Source organism: Mycolicibacterium xanthum, from assembly GCF_019710635.1.
GTDB lineage: Bacteria > Actinomycetota > Actinomycetes > Mycobacteriales > Mycobacteriaceae > Mycobacterium > Mycobacterium xanthum.
This window is the reverse complement of the sequence record NZ_JAIFZS010000015.1, coordinates 19,180-37,150: the sequence shown is the minus strand read 5'-3', so window position 1 is coordinate 37,150 and position 17,971 is coordinate 19,180. Positions and strand designations below refer to the sequence as shown.

Annotated in this window: 18 protein-coding genes and 1 pseudogene; 12 read left to right on the top strand and 7 right to left on the bottom strand. The window is 68.7% G+C overall.

Annotated elements, in window-relative coordinates:
* Positions 1-67: 67 nt before the first annotated feature.
* Complete coding sequence (locus JDV09_RS08925; protein WP_221368770.1) at positions 68-2,593, top strand: glycogen/starch/alpha-glucan phosphorylase; 2,526 nt, start codon at positions 68-70, stop codon at positions 2,591-2,593.
* Between the two features lie 60 nt (positions 2,594-2,653).
* Here JDV09_RS08925 and JDV09_RS08920 read toward each other — a convergent pair whose 3' ends face one another.
* Entirely contained in the window at positions 2,654-3,100 is a 447-nt protein-coding gene (locus JDV09_RS08920; protein ID WP_221368769.1) for a MarR family winged helix-turn-helix transcriptional regulator, read from the bottom strand.
* 65 nt (positions 3,101-3,165) lie between these two features.
* On the opposite strand from JDV09_RS08920, the gene JDV09_RS08915 reads away from it, so the two are divergent.
* Together JDV09_RS08915 and JDV09_RS08910 are read left to right on the top strand one after the other, a co-directional pair.
* On the top strand, positions 3,166-4,380 hold the full coding sequence (locus JDV09_RS08915) for a multidrug effflux MFS transporter (RefSeq protein WP_221368768.1): 1,215 nt from the start codon (positions 3,166-3,168) through the stop codon (positions 4,378-4,380).
* Between the two features lie 248 nt (positions 4,381-4,628).
* Positions 4,629-5,603 (top strand): esterase family protein, encoded by a 975-nt coding sequence (locus tag JDV09_RS08910; protein WP_221368880.1) that lies wholly within the window; start codon positions 4,629-4,631, stop codon positions 5,601-5,603.
* 166 nt (positions 5,604-5,769) lie between these two features.
* On the opposite strand, the pseudogene JDV09_RS27430 reads toward JDV09_RS08910, so the two are convergent.
* A pseudogene (locus JDV09_RS27430) lies at positions 5,770-5,972 on the bottom strand (zonular occludens toxin domain-containing protein); the annotation flags it as partial.
* A 64-nt stretch (positions 5,973-6,036) separates the two neighbouring features.
* On the opposite strand from JDV09_RS27430, the gene JDV09_RS08905 reads away from it, so the two are divergent.
* The 3 genes from JDV09_RS08905 (at position 6,037) to JDV09_RS08895 (ending at position 9,141) form a co-directional block, all read left to right on the top strand.
* Positions 6,037-6,741 carry a TVP38/TMEM64 family protein gene (locus tag JDV09_RS08905; protein WP_221368767.1) on the top strand — a complete coding sequence of 235 codons (705 nt, stop codon included), beginning with the start codon at positions 6,037-6,039 and terminating at the stop codon, positions 6,739-6,741.
* Positions 6,742-6,948: 207 nt separating this feature from the next.
* Entirely contained in the window at positions 6,949-7,974 is a 1,026-nt protein-coding gene (locus JDV09_RS08900; RefSeq protein WP_372452872.1) for a threonine aldolase family protein, read from the top strand.
* Positions 7,975-8,031: 57 nt separating this feature from the next.
* Complete coding sequence (locus JDV09_RS08895; RefSeq protein WP_221368765.1) at positions 8,032-9,141, top strand: serine hydrolase domain-containing protein; 1,110 nt, start codon at positions 8,032-8,034, stop codon at positions 9,139-9,141.
* Positions 9,142-9,355: 214 nt separating this feature from the next.
* On the opposite strand, the gene JDV09_RS08890 is transcribed toward JDV09_RS08895, so the two are convergent.
* The 4 genes from JDV09_RS08890 to JDV09_RS08875 all read right to left on the bottom strand — a co-directional run bounded on the left by JDV09_RS08890 (position 9,356) and on the right by JDV09_RS08875 (position 12,588).
* The gene (locus JDV09_RS08890) at positions 9,356-9,664 is read right to left on the bottom strand and encodes a hypothetical protein (RefSeq protein WP_221368764.1); all 309 of its coding nucleotides are present in this window, start codon (positions 9,662-9,664) and stop codon (positions 9,356-9,358) included.
* Positions 9,665-9,754: 90 nt separating this feature from the next.
* Entirely contained in the window at positions 9,755-10,126 is a 372-nt protein-coding gene (locus JDV09_RS08885) for a MerR family transcriptional regulator (RefSeq protein WP_221368763.1), read from the bottom strand.
* A gap of 9 nt (positions 10,127-10,135) precedes the next feature.
* Entirely contained in the window at positions 10,136-11,641 is a 1,506-nt protein-coding gene (locus JDV09_RS08880; protein WP_221368762.1) for a SulP family inorganic anion transporter, read from the bottom strand.
* 332 nt (positions 11,642-11,973) lie between these two features.
* On the bottom strand, positions 11,974-12,588 hold the full coding sequence (locus JDV09_RS08875) for an OsmC family protein (protein WP_221368761.1): 615 nt from the start codon (positions 12,586-12,588) through the stop codon (positions 11,974-11,976).
* 39 nt (positions 12,589-12,627) lie between these two features.
* Here JDV09_RS08875 and JDV09_RS08870 point away from each other — a divergent pair, with 39 nt between their 5' ends.
* From JDV09_RS08870 to JDV09_RS08850, 5 genes are all read left to right on the top strand, one after another.
* A complete protein-coding gene (locus tag JDV09_RS08870; protein ID WP_221368760.1) occupies positions 12,628-13,278 on the top strand; it encodes a TetR/AcrR family transcriptional regulator in 651 nt (216 codons plus the stop codon).
* 7 nt (positions 13,279-13,285) lie between these two features.
* Positions 13,286-13,588, top strand: a complete 303-nt coding sequence (locus tag JDV09_RS08865) for a hypothetical protein (RefSeq protein WP_221368759.1) — start codon at positions 13,286-13,288, stop codon at positions 13,586-13,588.
* Positions 13,589-13,746: 158 nt separating this feature from the next.
* Positions 13,747-14,106 (top strand): hypothetical protein, encoded by a 360-nt coding sequence (locus tag JDV09_RS08860; RefSeq protein ID WP_221368758.1) that lies wholly within the window; start codon positions 13,747-13,749, stop codon positions 14,104-14,106.
* 643 nt (positions 14,107-14,749) lie between these two features.
* Positions 14,750-14,887 carry a TetR family transcriptional regulator gene (locus JDV09_RS26650; protein WP_308124063.1) on the top strand — a complete coding sequence of 46 codons (138 nt, stop codon included), beginning with the start codon at positions 14,750-14,752 and terminating at the stop codon, positions 14,885-14,887.
* Positions 14,888-15,191: 304 nt separating this feature from the next.
* A complete protein-coding gene (locus tag JDV09_RS08850; protein WP_221368757.1) occupies positions 15,192-15,788 on the top strand; it encodes a TetR/AcrR family transcriptional regulator in 597 nt (198 codons plus the stop codon).
* A 68-nt stretch (positions 15,789-15,856) separates the two neighbouring features.
* On the opposite strand, the gene JDV09_RS26645 is transcribed toward JDV09_RS08850, so the two are convergent.
* Positions 15,857-15,979 carry a hypothetical protein gene (locus JDV09_RS26645; protein ID WP_255605063.1) on the bottom strand — a complete coding sequence of 41 codons (123 nt, stop codon included), beginning with the start codon at positions 15,977-15,979 and terminating at the stop codon, positions 15,857-15,859.
* Positions 15,980-16,517: 538 nt separating this feature from the next.
* Between JDV09_RS26645 and JDV09_RS08845 the strand changes: the two genes are divergently transcribed.
* Positions 16,518-17,966 carry a phenylacetate--CoA ligase family protein gene (locus JDV09_RS08845; RefSeq protein WP_221368756.1) on the top strand — a complete coding sequence of 483 codons (1,449 nt, stop codon included), beginning with the start codon at positions 16,518-16,520 and terminating at the stop codon, positions 17,964-17,966.
* Positions 17,967-17,971: the final 5 nt, after the last annotated feature.

Here is a 17,971-nt window from a genome sequence, read left to right as displayed (position 1 = left end):
TTGAGAAACACGTGGGCGACACAATGACGCGTCCGCGCAAATTCGGGCCACACTCCAGGGAGAATCAGTGACCGATGTCGTCAACACCATTTCCGGTGAATCCACCGAGCACAACGGGAAGCCGGTCGGCCCGACGGGCCAGACCCGGTCCGGGATGACCGCCGACGCGCTGCGGGCGGCGGTGTCGGATCACCTGCTGTACTCGATCGCCCGGCCACCTGCGGTGCTCACGCCCGAGCACTACTACCGGGCGCTGTCGCTGGCCGTGCGCGACCGTATGCAGAAGCGCTGGATGGCCACCACCCAGGACTTTCTGGACCTGTCGTCGAAGGTCACCTGCTACCTGTCGGCGGAGTTCCTGATGGGCCCGCAGCTGGGCAACAACCTGCTCAACCTCGGCATCGAGGCGGAGGCCCGCCAGGCGATGGCCGACCTCGGCCAGGACCTCGACGTGATCCTGGACTGCGAGGGCGAGCCGGGCCTGGGCAATGGCGGCCTGGGCCGACTGGCGGCCTGCTACCTGGACTCGCTGGCGACGCTGGAGCGCCCGGCGATCGGGTACGGCATCCGCTACGAGTTCGGCATCTTCAAGCAGGAGATCCAGGACGGCTGGCAGGTCGAGAAGACCGACAACTGGCTGGTGCGCGGCAACCCGTGGGAGATCGACAAGCCGGATGCCGCCTACACCGTCAACTGGGGCGGGCACACCGAGACCTACGAGGATGTGACCGGCAAGTTCCGGGTGCGCTGGCTGCCCCAGCGGGTGCTCAAGGGCGTCTCCTATGACACCCCGGTGCAGGGCTACGGCGTGAACACCTGCAACACGCTGACGCTGTGGAGCGCGCGGGCGGTGGAGTCGTTCGCGCTCGATGCGTTCAACACCGGCGACTTCTACAAGGCCGTCGACGAGGAGGTCGTCTCCGAGACGGTGTCCAAGGTGCTCTACCCGAACGACGAGCCGGAGGCGGGTAAGCGGCTGCGGCTGCTGCAGCAGTACTTCTTCGTCACCTGCTCGCTGCAGGACATCCTCAACATCCACCTGCTGCGGGCGCACCTGCCGCTGAGTGCGCTGCCCGACAAGTGGGCCATCCAGCTCAACGACACCCACCCGTCGATCGCGGTGGCCGAGCTGATGCGGCTGCTGATCGACGAGCACCAGCTGGGCTGGGACGAGGCGTGGGACCTGACCGTGCGCACGTTCGGCTACACCAACCACACGCTGCTGCCGGAGGCGCTGGAGACCTGGCCGCTGCGCATCTTCGGCGAGGCGCTGCCGCGTCACCTCGAGCTGATCTACGAGATCAACGACCGGTTCCTCGCGGAGGTGCGGGCGAAGTTCCCCGACGACGAGGACCGGATCCGCCGGATGTCGCTGATCGGCGAGGACGGCGGCAAGACCGTGCGGATGGCGCACCTGGCCACCGTCGGCAGCCACGCCGTCAACGGTGTCGCCGCGCTGCACTCCGAGCTGCTGAAGGCCAGCGTGCTCAAGGACTTCTACGGGATGTGGCCGGAGCGGTTCGGCAACGTCACCAACGGGGTCACGCCGCGCCGGTTCCTGGCGCTGTCCAACCCGGGGTTGCGCGAACTGCTCGACGACACCATCGGGACCGGCTGGATGACCGATCTGGAGCGGCTGCACGGGCTGGAGGCGTTCGTCGACGACCCGGCGTTCCGGCAGCGCTGGCGCGACGTGAAGCGCGCGAACAAGTCCCGGCTGGCGGAATACGTACACACCGCGACGGGCATCGAGCTGGACCCGACGTGGATGTTCGACGTCCAGGTCAAGCGCATCCACGAGTACAAGCGCCAGCACCTGATGGTGCTGCACATCATCACGCTGTATCACCGGCTCAAGAACGACCCGACCCTGACCATCCCGCCGCGGGTGTTCATCTTCGGCGGCAAGGCCGCGCCCGGTTACTTCATGGCCAAGCGGATCATCAAGCTGATCAACGCCGTCGGGGAGACCGTCAACGCCGACCCGCAGGTCAACCGCTTCATGAGGGTCGTGTTCCTACCGAACTTCAACGTCAAGAACGCCCACCTGGTGTACCCGGCGGCCAACCTGAGCGAGCAGATCTCCACGGCGGGCAAGGAGGCCTCGGGCACCGGGAACATGAAGTTCATGATCAACGGCGCGCTGACGATCGGGACGCTCGACGGCGCCAACGTCGAGATCCGGCAGGAGGCCGGCGCGGAGAACTTCTTCCTGTTCGGGCTGACCGAGGGCCAGGTGGAGAAGGTCAAGGCCGAGGGCTACCGGCCGGTGGACTACATCGATGCGGACCCGGAGCTGGCGGCGGTGCTCGAGCTCATCGCTCGCGGCGACTTCACCCATGGCGACACCGAGGTGCTGCGGCCGATCGTCGACAACTTCGTCCATCACGACTCGTTCCTGGCGCTGGCCGACTACCGGTCCTACATCAACTGCCAGGACGAGGTCAGCAAGGTGTGGCTGGACGGCGAGGCCTGGACGCGGATGTCGATCCGAAACACCGCCCGCAGCGGCAAGTTCTCCTCCGATCGCGCGATCGCGGAGTACTGCGACGAGATCTGGGGCGTCGGCCCGATGTCGGTCGACCTCGACTAGCCTCGCGATTCGCGATTTGGGTGTAGTTCGTCACGCGCAGCGTGACGAACTACACCCAAATCACCCGTAGAGGCCGCGTTCGAGGGCGCGCAGCAGCGCGAGCGCCGGGGCGGCGTCGTGCTGCTCACCCGCCACCTCGAGCGCGTCGCCGAGCAGCCGCGCCCAGATGGCCCGCAGCCGTACCAGGTTCTCGGCGGATTTGGCCGTACCGCGCAGCACAGCCTGGCGGCTGTCGGCCGGATCGGGCGTGCGCTCGACCATGCCTTTGGCCTCCAGATCCCGTAGCGCCCGGCTCAGGTTGCTGCGTTGCAGCCCGGTCGCCGCGGCGACGGCGCTGGGGCCGACGCCGGGATGGTGGTCGATGTAGCGCATCACCGTCACCTCGGTGACGGACAGGTCAAGCACCGACGGATCGGCGGCGACCTCGGCTTTGACCGCGCGGCCGACCGCGAGCACCAGGTCGGCGAGGTCGGCGAGCTGATCGGCGCTGGCATCCACGGCTTGCATGATCCCAGCATAGCTGATAATTATTGACTGATAATTATGTATTGATAACTCATATCGGAGCGCCCATGACCACAACCGTCGACACCCCGCCGCGGACCGCGTCCGCGCCGCGGATCTCCCTCGGACTGCTCGCGACGCTGGCGCTGCTGTCCGCGGTCGCACCGTTCACCACCGACCTGTACCTGCCGGGGTTCCCGCAGATGGTGACCGACCTGCATACCTCACCGACCGCGGTGCAGTTGACGCTGACCGCGTGCCTGCTCGGCCTGGCCGTCGGCCAACTGGTCTTCGGTCCGCTGTCGGACCGGATCGGCCGGGTGAGGCCACTGATCGCCGGGTCCGCGATCTGTGTGCTCGCCAGCCTGGCCGCGGTACTGGCGCCGACCGTCGAGGTGCTCGTCGCCGCACGCTTCCTGCAGGGGCTGACCGGCGCCGCCGGCATGGTGATCGGGCGCGCCATCATCTCCGACCTGGCCACCGGCCGGGCCGCGGCCCGCGCCTTCAGCCTGATGATGCTGGTCGGCGGGCTCGCCCCGATCGTGGCCCCGCTGGCCGGCGGCTTCATCGTCGGGCCGCTGGGCTGGCGCGGCGCGCTGGCCGTCATCCTGGTGCTGTCGGTCGCGATGTTCGGCGCGGTGCTGGCGGTGATCCGCGAGACCCACACCGCGCAACGCCGGGCGACGCTGCGCGACGAGCGGGTCGCCGCCGGTTCGCCGCTGCGGGATCTCACCCGCCGCGAGTTCGTCGGGCACCTCGTCGCGTTCGGCTTCTCGTTCGCGATGATGATGGCCTACATCTCGGCCTCGCCGTTCGTCTACCAGACGATGATGGGGCTGACCTCGGCCGAGTACGGCGCGATGTTCGGCACCAATGCCCTGGGGCTGCTGCTGATGAGCGCGCTGAGCGCCCGGCTGACCACCCGCTTCGAACCGCGCTCGATCGCCGGCGTCGGGCTGACGGTCATCCTGGCCTCCAGTGTCGCGGCGCTGACTCTCGCGTCGGCGCCCGCCGGCGCGGGCTGGCTGGCGGTGCCGCTGTTCACCGGGGTCGCGGGCATGGGCCTGATCTACGGCAACACCACCGCGCTGGCGCTGGCCGCGGTGCCGCGTGCGGCGGGCACCGCCTCGGCCGTTCTCGGCGCCGCCCAGTTCCTGCTGGCCGCGCTCGTCTCGCCGTTGGTGGGCCTGGGTGGTGAGCACACCGCGGTGCCGCTGGGCGTCGTGATGGTCGCGTCGGCCGTCGTCGCGTGCACCGGCTTCACCCTCGCCCGCCACCGCTAGCGCCGAACTGGCATTCCGGCAGCGGAAGTTCGAGCAGACGCCTGCATAGGTGCAATCTCGGCACCGGGTCTCGGCCGCTGCGACGGGCAATCGCGCGCCGGACACGCGACTGTCACGAGGCGGTCACCGGCCCGCGCGGCCCACGGAACCGGCACGGGTCCGCTGCTAGCTTCGCCGCCGTGACCTCCCTCAGGCAGCGGGTCCTTCGGCTCGGCGCGGGTGTCGTCGCCGTGGCGCTCGCCGTCTCGATGCTGACGCCCGGCGCCGGTCCGGCGGCGCAGGCGTTCTCCCGGGAGGGTCTGCCCATCGAGCAACTCGATGTGCCGTCACCGTCGATGGGGCGGACCATCCGGGTCGAATTCCAGCTCGGCGGTCCGCACTCGGTGCTGCTGCTCGACGGCCTGCGCGCCCGGGACGACTTCAACGGCTGGGACATCAACACCGCGGCGTTCGAGTGGTTCGACCGGTCCGGGGTCTCGGTGATCATGCCGGTCGGCGGGCAGTCCAGCTTCTACGCCGACTGGTATCGCCCGGCCCGGGGCAGCGCCGGCACGCTGACCTACAAGTGGGAGACGTTCCTGACCCGCGAGCTGCCGACCTTCCTGGCCGCCCACCACGGCCAGGACCCGTTCGGCAATGCCGTTGTCGGGCTGTCGATGTCGGGTGGAACCGCTCTGACGATGGCGGCCTGGTATCCACGCCAGTACATCTTCGCCGCGTCGCTGTCGGGTTACCTGGCGCCGTCACGAGGTCTGTGGCCGACGCTGATCGACATCGCCATGCAGGACGCCGGCGGCTACGACGCCGTCGACATGTGGGGCAGCCCCGGTTCGCGGGCCTGGCTGCGTAGCGACCCGACCGTCAACGTCAACCGGCTGGTCGCCAACCGCACAGCACTGTGGGTCTACTGCGGCAACGGCGTGACCTCCGACCTGGATCCCGGAACCGACGCCGGGGCACAGTTCGGCGCGCAGTACCTGGAGAACATCACGCTGAGCACCAACAAGGAGTTCCGCGAGCGCTACCTCGCGGCCGGTGGCCGCAACGCGGTGTTCAACTTCCCGCCCAACGGCACCCACAGCTGGGGGTATTGGGGAGCGCAGCTGCAGCAGATGAAGCCCGACATCGTGCGCATCCTGACCACGCCGATCCCGCCGCCGCCTCCCCCTGCCGCCCCGGTGCCCGGACCGCCGCCCGCGCCCGCACCCCTACCTGCGGGATAGCGTCTGACGCAGGTACGGGTTCAGCACCGTCGACCAGGCGTTGTCGAGTTGGCCCCATTCGTCCCCGCACCGTCGGCCCGGTCCGGTTCGGGCGCCGAAGCCGCCAGGGCGAGCACCTCCTCGGCCGACGGCGGGCTGGCCGGCCATCGCCCGGGCGGCCTCGATCTGTGGCCGCGTTGCCCGGGATGTTGTTGTCCAGTCCCTTCGGGTGCTGGGTCGCGAACACCAGGCCCAGGCCGTACTTGCGGCCTGTGAGGACAACGCCAGCGTGCTCCGCTTTCAGGCGGTGAATCGTCTTGCGGGCGCGAAGTTCTGCGTCTCGTCCATCACCAACAGGCCGCTCAGTGGACGGTCCCCGGCCGGTTCCCGTCAACTCCGCAGGCGTCACAGTCACCACGCCAACCTATCGGGGTACGGCAGGATTGCGTTCGGCATGGATGACGGCAGGGATGACGACGGGGGCACCCCGGAGACGTCGCGGCGGCGGCACATCGCGCGGTTGGCGCTGTTCGCGGGTGCGCTGGCGGTGCTGTTCTACCTGGTCGCGGTGCGGCGCGTCATCGACGTCGAGTACGTGCGCGGCCTGGTGGCGTCGACGGGCCCGCTGGCGCCGCTGGCCTACGTGGTGATCTCGGCGCTGCTCGGGGCGGCCCTGGTGCCGGGCCCGCTGCTCGCGGCCGGCAGCGGGTTCCTGTTCGGGCCCCTGGTGGGGACGTTCGTCACACTGGGCGCGACCGCCGGGACCGCGACGGTGGCCAGCCTGGCGGGCCGGCGGGCCGGCCGGGACAGCGCCCGCGCGCTGCTGGGCCCCAAGCGTGCCGACCGCATCGACTCGCTGATCGACCGGGGCGGGCTGTGGGCCGTGGTCGGGCAGCGGTTCGTGCCCGGCGTCAACGACGCGCTGGCCTCGTACGCCTTCGGGGCGTTCGGAGTTCCGTTGTGGCAGATGGCCGTCGGCGCGGTGATCGGGTCCGCACCCAAGGCGTTCGCCTACACCGCGGCGGGGTCGGCGATCGGCGAGTTCTCCGCGCCGCTGGCGGTCGCGGCCGTTGTCGTGTGGTGCGTCACCGCCGTCGCCGGCGCGTTCGCCGCACACCGCGGGTGGCGGGCCTGGCGCTCGGGCGGGTCGTCGGAATGACTGACCGCCTCGGCGCGAACGCGTGCCTGCGGTAGCGATCCGGGACCCTTGCCTACCCTAGCCCTCTGCTCTTCGCGCGAGCGCTCATCGCCGCCCTCTGCTCTTCGCGCGAGCGCTCATCGCCGCCCTCTGCTCTTCGCGCGAGCGCTCATCGCCGCTACCGGCGTCGCACGTTCGGGGCGCGGGCCGGGTGCGATCATGGCTGCCATGCTGTCTGCCTCCACGGCGTTCGCGTCGGACAACGCCGCCCCGGCGCATCCGGAGGTGCTCGAGGCGCTGCGGCGGGCCAACGACGGGCCGGTCGCGTCCTACGGCGACGACCCGGTCACCGCCGCGGCCGCCGACGCCGTGAAGCGCGCCTTCGACTCCCCCGACGCCGACGTGCTGTTCGCCTTCACCGGCACCGCCGCCAACGTCATCGCCCTCGCCGCGGCGGCCCGGCCGTGGCACGAGATCCTCTGCAGCGACATCGCGCATGTCCTGGTCGACGAGGCCGGCGGTCCGGTGCGGCTGGCCGGAGCCCAGCTGACCCGGCTGCCCAGCGATGACGGCCTGATCGACCCCGAGGTGCTGGCCCGCAGGGTGCTGGGCCGCACCGAGGTCCATCATTCCCAGCCGCGCATCGTCAGCCTGACCCAGCCCACCGAGAACGGGCGGGTGTGGACGGCGCCGGCGGTCGCCGAGTTCGTCGACCGCGCCCACACGCTGGGGCTTCTGGTGCACGTCGACGGCGCGCGGGTCGCCAACGCGATCGTGTCGCTGGGGGTGTCACCCGCCGAGGCGATCGGCGACGCCGACATCGTCAGCGTCGGCGGCACCAAGAACGGCATGCTGTTCGGCGACGCGATTCTGGTGCGCCGCCCCGAACATTTCGACGGAATCCACTTCGTGCAGAAGCAGATCGGCCACCTCGCCAGCAAGCACCGGTTCATCGCCGCCCAGTTCGTCGCGTTGTTCTCCGAGGGGCTTTGGCTGCAGACGGCCGCGCAGGCCAACGCGATGGCGGACCGGCTCAGCGCGGGCCTGACCGGCCTGGGGCTGCGGCTGGCCGGCCCGACCGAGGCCAACGAGGTGTTCGTCGAGCTCGACACCGGTGCGCATCGCCGGCTCGCCGGCCGCTACCTGGTGCACCAGCCCGATCCTGGCGAACAGGTCGTGCGGTTCGTGTGCTCGTGGGCGACCACCGACGACGACGTGGCCGGGGCACTGGACGCGGTGCGCGAATCACTCTGAGCCGCCGGGCAGGAACACCGGCGATGAGTTCCCGACGCGCCGCGGGTCGGTACCGGCATGACCATCGGCGACGTTCTGCAGGCGGCGGTCGACGGCGGGCAGGTTCCCGGCGCGATCGCGGCGGTGACGGCCCCGGGCCGCGAGCCCGACGTCCAGGTCGTCGGCGACGACGGATTCGGCGTACCGCTGCGCCGCGACACCATCATGCGAATCGCGTCGATGACCAAACCGATCCTCGCGACCGCGGCGCTGACCATGGTCGACGCGGGCGAAATGGCGTTGTCCGACCCGATCGTCCGCTGGCTGCCCGAACTGGCCGGTCGACGGGTGCTGCGCGCCGATGACGCCGACGTCGACGACACCGTGCCGGCCGGCCGGGACGTCACCGTCACCGATGTGCTGAGCTTCCGCTGCGGCGACGGCATGCTGCCGCGGTTCCCGATGGACGCACCGATCCAGCTGGCCTACGCGGCCGCCCGGCTCGGCAGCGACGGTCCGCCCGGTCGCTACCACCCGCCCGCCGCCCGGGAGTGGCTGCGGCGGCTGGCCGCGCTGCCGTTGTGCGCCCAGCCCGGCACGCGCTGGCTCTACCAGACCTCGGCCGATCTGCTCGGCGTACTGCTCACCCGGGTCTCCGGCACCCCACTGGGGCGGCTGCTTCACGAGCGGGTGTTCGGCCCGGCCGGCATGGTGGACACCGCGTTTCACGTCAGCCCGGATCGATTGGACCGATTCGTGCCGCAGCTGATGAACACCGAGGACGGATTCGGGGTGTTCGACCCGGTGCACGGCATGTGGGCGCGGGCACCCCGGTTCCCCATGGGGTCATCGGGTTTGGTGTCCACCGTCGACGACCTGATCTGCTACACCGATGCGCTGCGCGACGGAAAGCTGCTGTCGGCCGTATCCTTCGCGGCGATGACGACCGACCACCTCACCGCCGATCAACGCGACAACGGCGCGCTGTTCCTCAACGGCGCGGGTTGGGGTTATGGACAGTGCATCGAGCCGGACGGCCGCTACGGCTGGGACGGTGGCCTGGGTACCGGGTGGCGTGCCGACCCGCACACCGGTGTCAGCGATCTGCTTCTGACACAGGTGATGTGGGCGGGCCCGGACGGAACCGAGCTGCTCGACGCGTTCCGCGCAAAGGTGTACGACGGCTAACCTTTCAGCTCGGGCTGCTCGGCGTAGATCTCGTCGATGATCGACAGGTCGAACAGGTCGGCGCAGCGGCGGAGCTGACGATCGCGAACGGCTTCTTCTGGTATGTCACGCCGACGATCTCGGCGGGCGGCCCGTTGAGCACCGCGGGGCGTGCCGCTCGCAAACCCCCGTTGAGACTGCGTCCACGGCGCAGATGTGCGAGAGCGCTTCGCCGTCAGCGCAGTCTCAACGGGCGATCGTCGTCCGTGGCGGCGCGATGCCGGTCGACGGCCTCGGCGATCGCCACGATCTCCGGGAACTCCTCGGGTAGCGGCCGCCAACCGCCGCCATGCCGGTGGGCCCGCACCAGCAGGAACGCCCAGCCGCGGAGCAGATCCACGCCCGCCCACTCCGGGATCTCGCCGGTGGCCCGATAGGCCTCGCGCAGCGGGGCGATCACCGCACCGAGTTGTTCGGGTCCCCCGGCCAGCCGGGTGTATCCGTTGTAGCCATGGGCCCACAGCCCGTAGTCGATGTCGGTCATCGAACTCAGTGTGAACCACTATGCGTTGATACTGCGTCCACGGTGGATGATCCCGGGCAAATCGCGCCGTCAGCGCAGCGCCAACGAGGTTCAGCACTCATACTGCGCGAGCTGCTCGGTGAGTTCGCGCGCATACCCGAGCTGGGTTTCCAGCGTGGCGCACGCCTGCTGGGCGCGGCGGTGGCACGACGCCAGAAACCCGGTGGCCGTGCTGCGTTCGGCATCGGTGGCCGAAGCGGACTCCAGTGCGTCGAGCGCGGCCAGCAGGCCGCGCATCTCGTCGAGGGTGAAGCCGAGGGGTTTCATCCGGCGGATCGCGATCAGCCGCGCGACGTCTGCGGGCGTGTAGAGCCGGAAGCCGCCGGCCGAGCGCGCCGACGGGATCACCAGTCCGACCTCGTCGTAGTGCCGGATGGTCTTGACCGACAGCCCGGTCCGCGCGGACACCTCGCCGATCTGCATGTCGGCCCGCTAGTGCGCGCCGGTGAGCTGACCGGACAGCCGGGCGTGCCGCTCGGCACTGCTGTCGTTCATCCCGATGATGGTGACGGTTTTGCCTTTTGCCGCGTACCTGGTGGTTATCGCGTCGAGGGTGGCCACGGTCGAGGCGTCCCAGATATGGGCCTCGCTCATGTCGATGACGACGTTGGCCGGGTCGCCGACATAGTCGAACTGGTAGACCAGGTCATTGCTGGAGGCGAAGAACAACTCGCCCTTCACCGCATAGACCCGGGTGTCCGGATCGGTGTCGTCGACGGCGACCACATCGGTGAAGTGCGCGACCCGGCGGGCGAACAGCACCATCGCGGCCAGCGTGCCGACGGCGACACCGTAGGCCAGGTTGTGGGTCGCGACGGTGACGGCGACGGTCGCGACCATCACCGCGGTCTCGCTCTTGGGCATGCGGCGCAACGTTTTCGGGTTGATGCTGTGCCAGTCCACGGTGGCCACCGACACCATGATCATGACCGCGACCAGCGCGGCCATCGGGATCCGCGCGACGATGTCGCCGAGCCCGACCACCAGGCCGAGCAGGAAGATCCCGGCCAGGAAGGTCGAGATCCGGGTGCGCGCCCCGCTGACCTTGACGTTGATCATGGTCTGGCCGATCATCGCGCAGCCACCCATGCCGCCGAAGAAGCCGGTGACGACGTTGGCGACGCCCTGCCCGACGGCCTCGCGGGATTTGTTCGAGTGGGTGTCGGTGATGTCGTCGACGAGCTTGGCGGTCATCAGCGACTCGAGCAGCCCGACCAGCGCCATCGCCAGCGCGAACGGCGCGATGATGCGTAGCGTGTCCAGGGTGAACGGCACTTCGGGGGTGAGCAGCGACGGCAGGCTCGACGGCAGCTGCCCCTCGTCGCCGACGTCGGGCACCGACCAGCCCGCTGTCAGGGTCAGCGCGGTCAGCGCCACGATCGCCACCAGCGGCGCCGGGATCGCGGTGGTCAGCTTCGGCAGCGCCACGATGACGAGGATGCCGGCGGCGACCATCGGGTACACCAGCCACGGCACCCCCAGCAGGTGCGGCAGCTGGGACAGGAAGATCAGGATCGCCAGCGCGTTGACGAAGCCGACCATGACGCTGCGCGGCACGAACCGCATGATCCTGGCGACGCCGAGCGCGCCGAGCACCAGCTGCAGGATCCCGGCCAGGATCACCGCGGCGATCAGGTAGTCCAGCCCGTGGCTGGCCACCAGCGGCGCGATCACCAGCGCAACGGCCCCGGTGGCGGCGGAGATCATCGCGGGCCGGCCGCCGACGACCGCGATGGTGACGGCCATGGTGAAGGAGGCGAACAGCCCGACGCGCGGGTCGACCCCCGCGATCACCGAGAACGAGATCGCCTCGGGGATCAGGGCCAGTGCGACCACCAGGCCGGCCAGCACCTCGGTGCGCAGCCGGCGCGGTGAGCGCAGCGCGGCCAGCACCGACTGCTGCTGTTGTGGCGTCGTCTCGTCGCGTGGGTGTTCCACCCGGTTCCTTCCGGTCCGACACGCGTACGGGCGCGCGTCGGTGCGCGAAAAGTGTTGCGTGATCGCTGAATCGGCACAATTGCCGGGACGTTGGGCAACTCTACCCTGACCGGAGAGTTGAATTCCAATATCGTGTGCGGCGTCACTGTCGCGCGACGGCCGGCCCCACCGGGCCCACCCGGGCGGGCCGACCTCGCGCAACCGGCCAGAAGTGTTGGGCCGGAGGCTAACCCGCCGCGAGCGCCTTCACGTCCTCGGTGGTCAACGGTTTACCGCCGACTGAAGACGTCGGCGATCAGCTTGACGTTGATGAGTGGCATTGCCTTTCCCTCCTATCCGTGCGCTCCGCCGGAGGCGGAGGGGTGTTCGACGGTGACGTCCACCGGCACGCCGCGCCGCAGGGTGTCCAGGACGACGCACGCATGTTCGGCGGCTCGGGTGAGACGGTCGACACGGTCGGGCGCGGTGCCCGGCGCGGCCTGGATGCGGACCGTCATCTCCAGGTGCTCGAAGCCGACCGGCACCGACCGATCGATGGCGAGCGTGCCGCGCACGTCGACCTGACCCGACACCTCGACCTCCAACCCGATGAGGCGCACCCGGAGCAGGTCGGCGACCATCCGGATGGAGCTGTCCGCGCACGCGGCAAGCGCCGCACACAGCATCTCCGCCGGGTTGGGGGCATCGTGCAGCCCGCCGACCGCCTCGTCGATCCCGTAATGCCACACCGCGCCGTACGGGCGCGACGGGTCGACCGCGTTCTCGGGGACGACGGTTCCGTGTATCGGATCGTCGGCGGCGGACGGGCCGGTGCGGGCCCGTTTGGTGACTGTCGCCGCGGCGGGGTTGTCCGCGTAGCGGGCCCGCAGCGCGACCTGACGCTCGGCGAGTGCCGACGCCCTGGCGGGCGCGGCGATACTTCCACTCTTATACGTACGATCGTTCATGCAGTCGACTGTACGATCGTGCGTGTAAGATGTCAATGCATGACGTCAAGCGACCCCGCCTCCGGCAGCGAGCGAGTTCGGCGCCCCCGGGCGCCGGGGGAACGCTCACGCCGCAAGGTGCTCGACGTGGCGGCTCGACTCGCCTCGGTGGAAGGGCTCGACGGGCTGTCGATCGGTCGCCTCGCCGACGCCGCGGACATGCCCAAGAGCAGCGTCTACGTGCTGTTCGGCTCCAAGGAGGAACTGCAACTCGCCACCGTCGACGCGGCCCGGACGAGCTTCATCGCCGAAGTGGTGCAGCCCGCCCTCACGCTGCCGCCCGGGCGCGACCGGCTCAACGCGCTGTGCGAGGGCTTTCTCTCGTACGTGCAGCGGCGCGTGTTCCCCGGCGGCTGCTTCTTCGTGGCGGTATCGGCCGAGCTCGGCGGCCGCGACGGCCGGGTCCGCGATCGCGTGGCCGACTATCAGCAGCAATGGCGCGACCTGCTGCGACAAACCGCCGACGAAGCCCACCGCCAGGGGGAGCTTCCCGCCGGCACCGATCCCGACCAACTCGCGTTCGAACTCGGCGCGATGCTGACCGGCACCAACATCATCGCGGTGCTGCACTCCGACGACACCGCCATCGAGCGGGCCCACCGAACGATCCGGGAGCGACTGGGGTACACGGAGCCGTTATCGAACATATGATCGAACGATGGGCGATCTGCAGGGCATCGGCTACGGCGGTCAGCCGACCCCGGTCGTCTTCCGCGACGTCGACCCGCCGCAGGCCGTGCTGGTCGATCTGGTCGCGCTGTTCCCCCACGAGCCGCACAGCCGGGGCCGCTACCACCCGTTCGGCCTGCAGATGCACAAGGTGGTGCGCGGCGAGCTGACCCGCTGGGGCGTCTGCGAGCAGGGCCACTGGTGGGGGCTGGTCAGCTACCCGGTCAGCCACGGCCCGAAGCAGGAACTGGTCACCCACTGGATTCCGGCCTGGCTGCTGCGAAAAGCGTGACGGCCCAGCGTGGCTGCAACTGGCTCGCTTGGGCCGAGATCGACTGGACGGCTGCGGTTCCGGCCCGAGCGGAGGTCACCACCGCCGTCGGGTCGATCTCGTCGTGAGGGACCAAAATCGTGCGGTGGCGGCACCGCCGGCAACGGTAGGGTCGTTACATGGCATCGGGGGATCTCGAGTCGCGGGTCGCCGCGCTGGAAGGCCAGGTACGCGATCTGAATGGCCGGGTTCGCGCCTCCCAGCACGACGCAGCGGCCGCGAGGGTGCTCGCCGGCGCGGCAGACCGCGACGTCGGCGAGATCCGCGGTGAACTCCGTGACTTCCGGCAGGGCGCGACGGCGAGCTTCAACGCGTTGCGTCGCGATTTCGTCGACCTCCGCGCCCACGTCGATGACGGCTTCACCCGCATCGACGATTCCTTCACCGAGATGCACGGCCGGCTGGACGCCGCGGCGGCCGGACAACAGCAGATCGTGGCGCTGCTGAGCCCCGTGCTCGACGAACGCGGACAGGCCTAGAGCCGAGACGCGCAGGCCCCGGCGAGGCGACCCGGCGACGTCGTCGGCCCGGCGATGCCGACTCCCCATCCCGACACCGCCAGAAACCGACGCGTCCTCTGCCTTCGCTCGACCCCTCGGTGCCGGCCCAGCGGTGCCGACGAGCGAAGCCACGGCCATCCTACATAAACATCGGCGTTCGTGGACAATCAGACGGTTTCCCGAGGTCCTCCCCTTCCGAGCAGCGGGTGCGCCGGGGAAACCTCCGGCTTTCAGCAAATACCCGGCCCGGGGTGCAGAAGCTGTGAACTCCGCAGTCTGCCGCGGCAGGTATGGACGGCAATTCGACATACGTCGTAATCCGTCGGATGCCCGGACCGGGACACGACCCGGGGGGATTCCCTGGGCGCGGACATCGCACCAAGGATAGGTTCACCTATGTGACGGTTCCGGCAACGACATCCGACCGGCGCATCCGGCCGATCGAGAACCGGCAGGACTCCACTGGCGGCTTGGACTGTGACGGTTTACGTCGCACCGCGAGACCGTGAGCCACACGGGGAAGGCACCGCATGTCCAAGCAGCTGCCCCCCAGCCCGCATGACCTCACCCCCGAGCAGGTCGCGGCGCACCGAGGCAGCGCCAGTCCAAGGCGCTTGCCGCGGTGGCCGACAAGGGCTACGACGCCACCACCGTCGCCGACCCGATCAAGCACGCCGAGGTCTCTCGGGCGACCTTCTGCCAACATTTCGACCTATCAACATTTCGACTCCGAGCAGGACTGCTTCATGTCCGGCTATGAGCGCATGCAGCAGTACATGATCGACGGCGCGGACCTCGCGGCTCTACCTCCTCGAGGTGTACGCGGCGGGACCCGACGCGGTCCGCCGCCGCCTCGAACTCCAGCAGGGTGTTGTCGACGTGGTCGCCACGGTGTTCAAGGCGCGCAGCAAGGCCGACCGGTTCGCGGGAGCTCCCGCGGCCGGTGGTCGTGAGCTGCGGATCACGTCGCCACGGGCCGAAAGCGGGGCAGATCGCCGCCATTTCCGATAACCTGCCCGACGGATTTCGCTGCAGAACAACACTGGTATCCAGGGGGCGAGCTGATGGAGGAGCAACTCCGGCCGTCAGCAGCCAACGGCGGGCAGGGACTGCGGGAACGCAAGAAGAAGCTGACCCGGATGGCGATACGGCGCGAGGCGTTCCGACTGTTCGACGAGCAGGGCTACGCCAACACGACGGTCGAACAGATCGCGGACGCCGCCGAGGTCTCGCCGCGCACCATCTACCGCTACTTCGGCGTCAAGGAGGGGTTGCTGGCCTCCGCGGACAAGATCTCCCCGATCATCGACGCTTTCGTCGAGGCCCCCGCCGAACTGCCCTACGTCGAGGCCTACCGTCACGCCATCGCCACCGTCTACGACGCGCTGTCGCCGGAGGAACGTGCCGACGCGATCACCGGTGAGCAACTGATGTATGCGACACCGGAGACCCGCGGGCTGTTGTACTCGGCCTACATCACGCTGGCCGACCTGATCGCGAACGCACTGTCACGACGTCCGGACGGGCCGACCGATGAACTGGAGCGCCGCGTGGTGGCCGGGGCGATCACCGGGGTGCTGATGACCACCTCCCACAACACCCCGGTTCCCGCCGCGGAACTGGACCGCGCGCTGTCGGCCCTGGCCGTCCGGCTGAGCTGACGCGCTGTCCTTCGAGTTCCTCGCCGACCGGAGCGAGAGCGCAGAACTGGGTTTCGCCGTTGGCGTCGTCAATCCGCCGTCGTCGGAGACGACGTGTCGAGGTTGCCGTTGCCGGCCACCACCAAGCTCTCGACCTTCCCCCGGGCAAGCTCGCTGGTGCCCTGCAGATTGGGAATCAGGTTGTAGGCCAACGCCTTCAGCGGACCCCTGGCGCCCCGGCGGCTGGGCTCACGCCATCGCCCGGCGGCATCTCCACCTTCACTATTGCGTTGCCTGGATCCGGTTCACGCGCGGAGAATCTGCGTTTCGTGGGGTGTAGACGGTCCGTCGCGGGGAGCTCGAATTCCTAGTGGCGCACCGGGTGATCGTGCGTCATATCGCGTGAGCGCCAAGGCCCCGCGCAGAAACCCTGGTGCGAAGTTGACCGGGTCCGCCCACCCCGCCCATGCACGACCCTCGAACGCCGCTCCTGGCGGAACGATCCCGGAAGATCCGCGCATCCGATCCAACGGCCAAAGCAACGCACCTATACTTCTGCTTCTGACTCATCGAAATCGGGGATTCAGTCCTGTTGTGCCGTGGAGTTGGCCGTCCGCCGGCTCCACGTATGCCGTGATGCCAATTCGCCCTGTTGTCCACCCGCCTGTCCACGGGAAGACCGGTTGACACTCATGCCACTTCCGTCACGCCGATTCCCGCCGCCACCGATCGCATGGAGGAAGGAAAGATATGGCTACCGTAGAGAACTTTCTTGACGGCAGTGCAACCACAAAAGAGTCGGCGACCGCGTTCATCGAGGACCCGTTGGCGTTCTTCGATATGTCTCTCACAAAGATGCAATCGGTACCGCGCGATGTCCTGCAGGAGCTTCAGGCCGAAGCCCTGTCGATGCGCTTCGAGCAGCAGAAAGACCGCATTCCGACGCTGTCGAAGCTGGCAGACCGACAAGGCATCACGCGTGTCGGAGAAATCGACGAAGTTCATCCGTTGCTGTTCGAACACACGATCTACAAGTCCTACCCCACCTACCTGCTCGAAAAGGGCCAGTTCGACAAATTGACCATCTGGCTGAACCGGTTGACCCCGCATGACCTCAGCGGGGTGGATGCGACTCATTGCGATTCCATCGACTCTTGGCTCGACCTGCTCTGCGCCGAAACCGATCTCGATCCCATCACGTCGTCGGGCACCACCGGCACCATGTCCTTCACCCCTCGCGACAAGAGCGATTGGCGCACCTTCATCTTGGGCGGTTTTCGCGTCCAGCTGCTCCAGAGGTTCGGTGAACCGCCCAGTGACGCCGATCTGAACGAACCAATTCACGTGTGCTGGCCGAGTTTTCCCGACGGCCATACTCCTTTTTTCCGGGCGCCGCACTATTTCCATGAGTACTTCGCACTGGGCAGTGACGATTACTTCCATCCGATGTTCGACACCCCGGGAGACACCGACGTCATGTTCCTGGCCGCCCGGCTTCGCGCCGCGCAGGCACGCGGGGACAGCCGGGTCGACGTGCCACAGCGGCTGCTCGACCGGCGCGACGAACTCGCCACCATGGAGGCCGAACGGCCGGCGAGGGCCGAGGCCTGGACGGACATCCTGGCCTCGAAGATGAGTGGTAAGCGGGTCTTCCTGATGTCCCCGGCACAGCTCATCTACGACGTTGCGAAGATGGGCCTGGACGCCGGCAAGAAGTGCGATTTCGCGCCGGATTCCTTCGTCTCGGCCGGCCTCGGCGGCAAAGGTTTTGCGATGCCGGACAACTGGCTGGATGTTGTCGAGGAGTTCCTGAACTTCGACGGTGAGTTCGGATATTTCTACGGTTTCTCGGAGCAAACCGGAGTCAGCGTCAGGTGCGAGCATGGGCGCTGCCATCTGCCGCCCTGGTTGATTCCCCTCATCCTCGATCCGGAAACGAGCGAACTGTTGCCACGGGAGGGCGCACACGTCGGTCGCGCGGCGTTCTTCGATCTGGCGATCAACGGCGTGTGGGGTGGCCTCATCACCGGGGACAAGGTGGAGATCGACTGGAACCCCTGTCCGTGCGGCCGGACCACCACTCATATTTCCGATGAAATCAACCGTTTCAGCGTGGAGCAGGGCGGGACCGACAAGATCTCCTGCACCGCGACGCCCGAGGCTCATGCGGATGCCATGGATTTTCTGACCAGCTTCTGAAGACT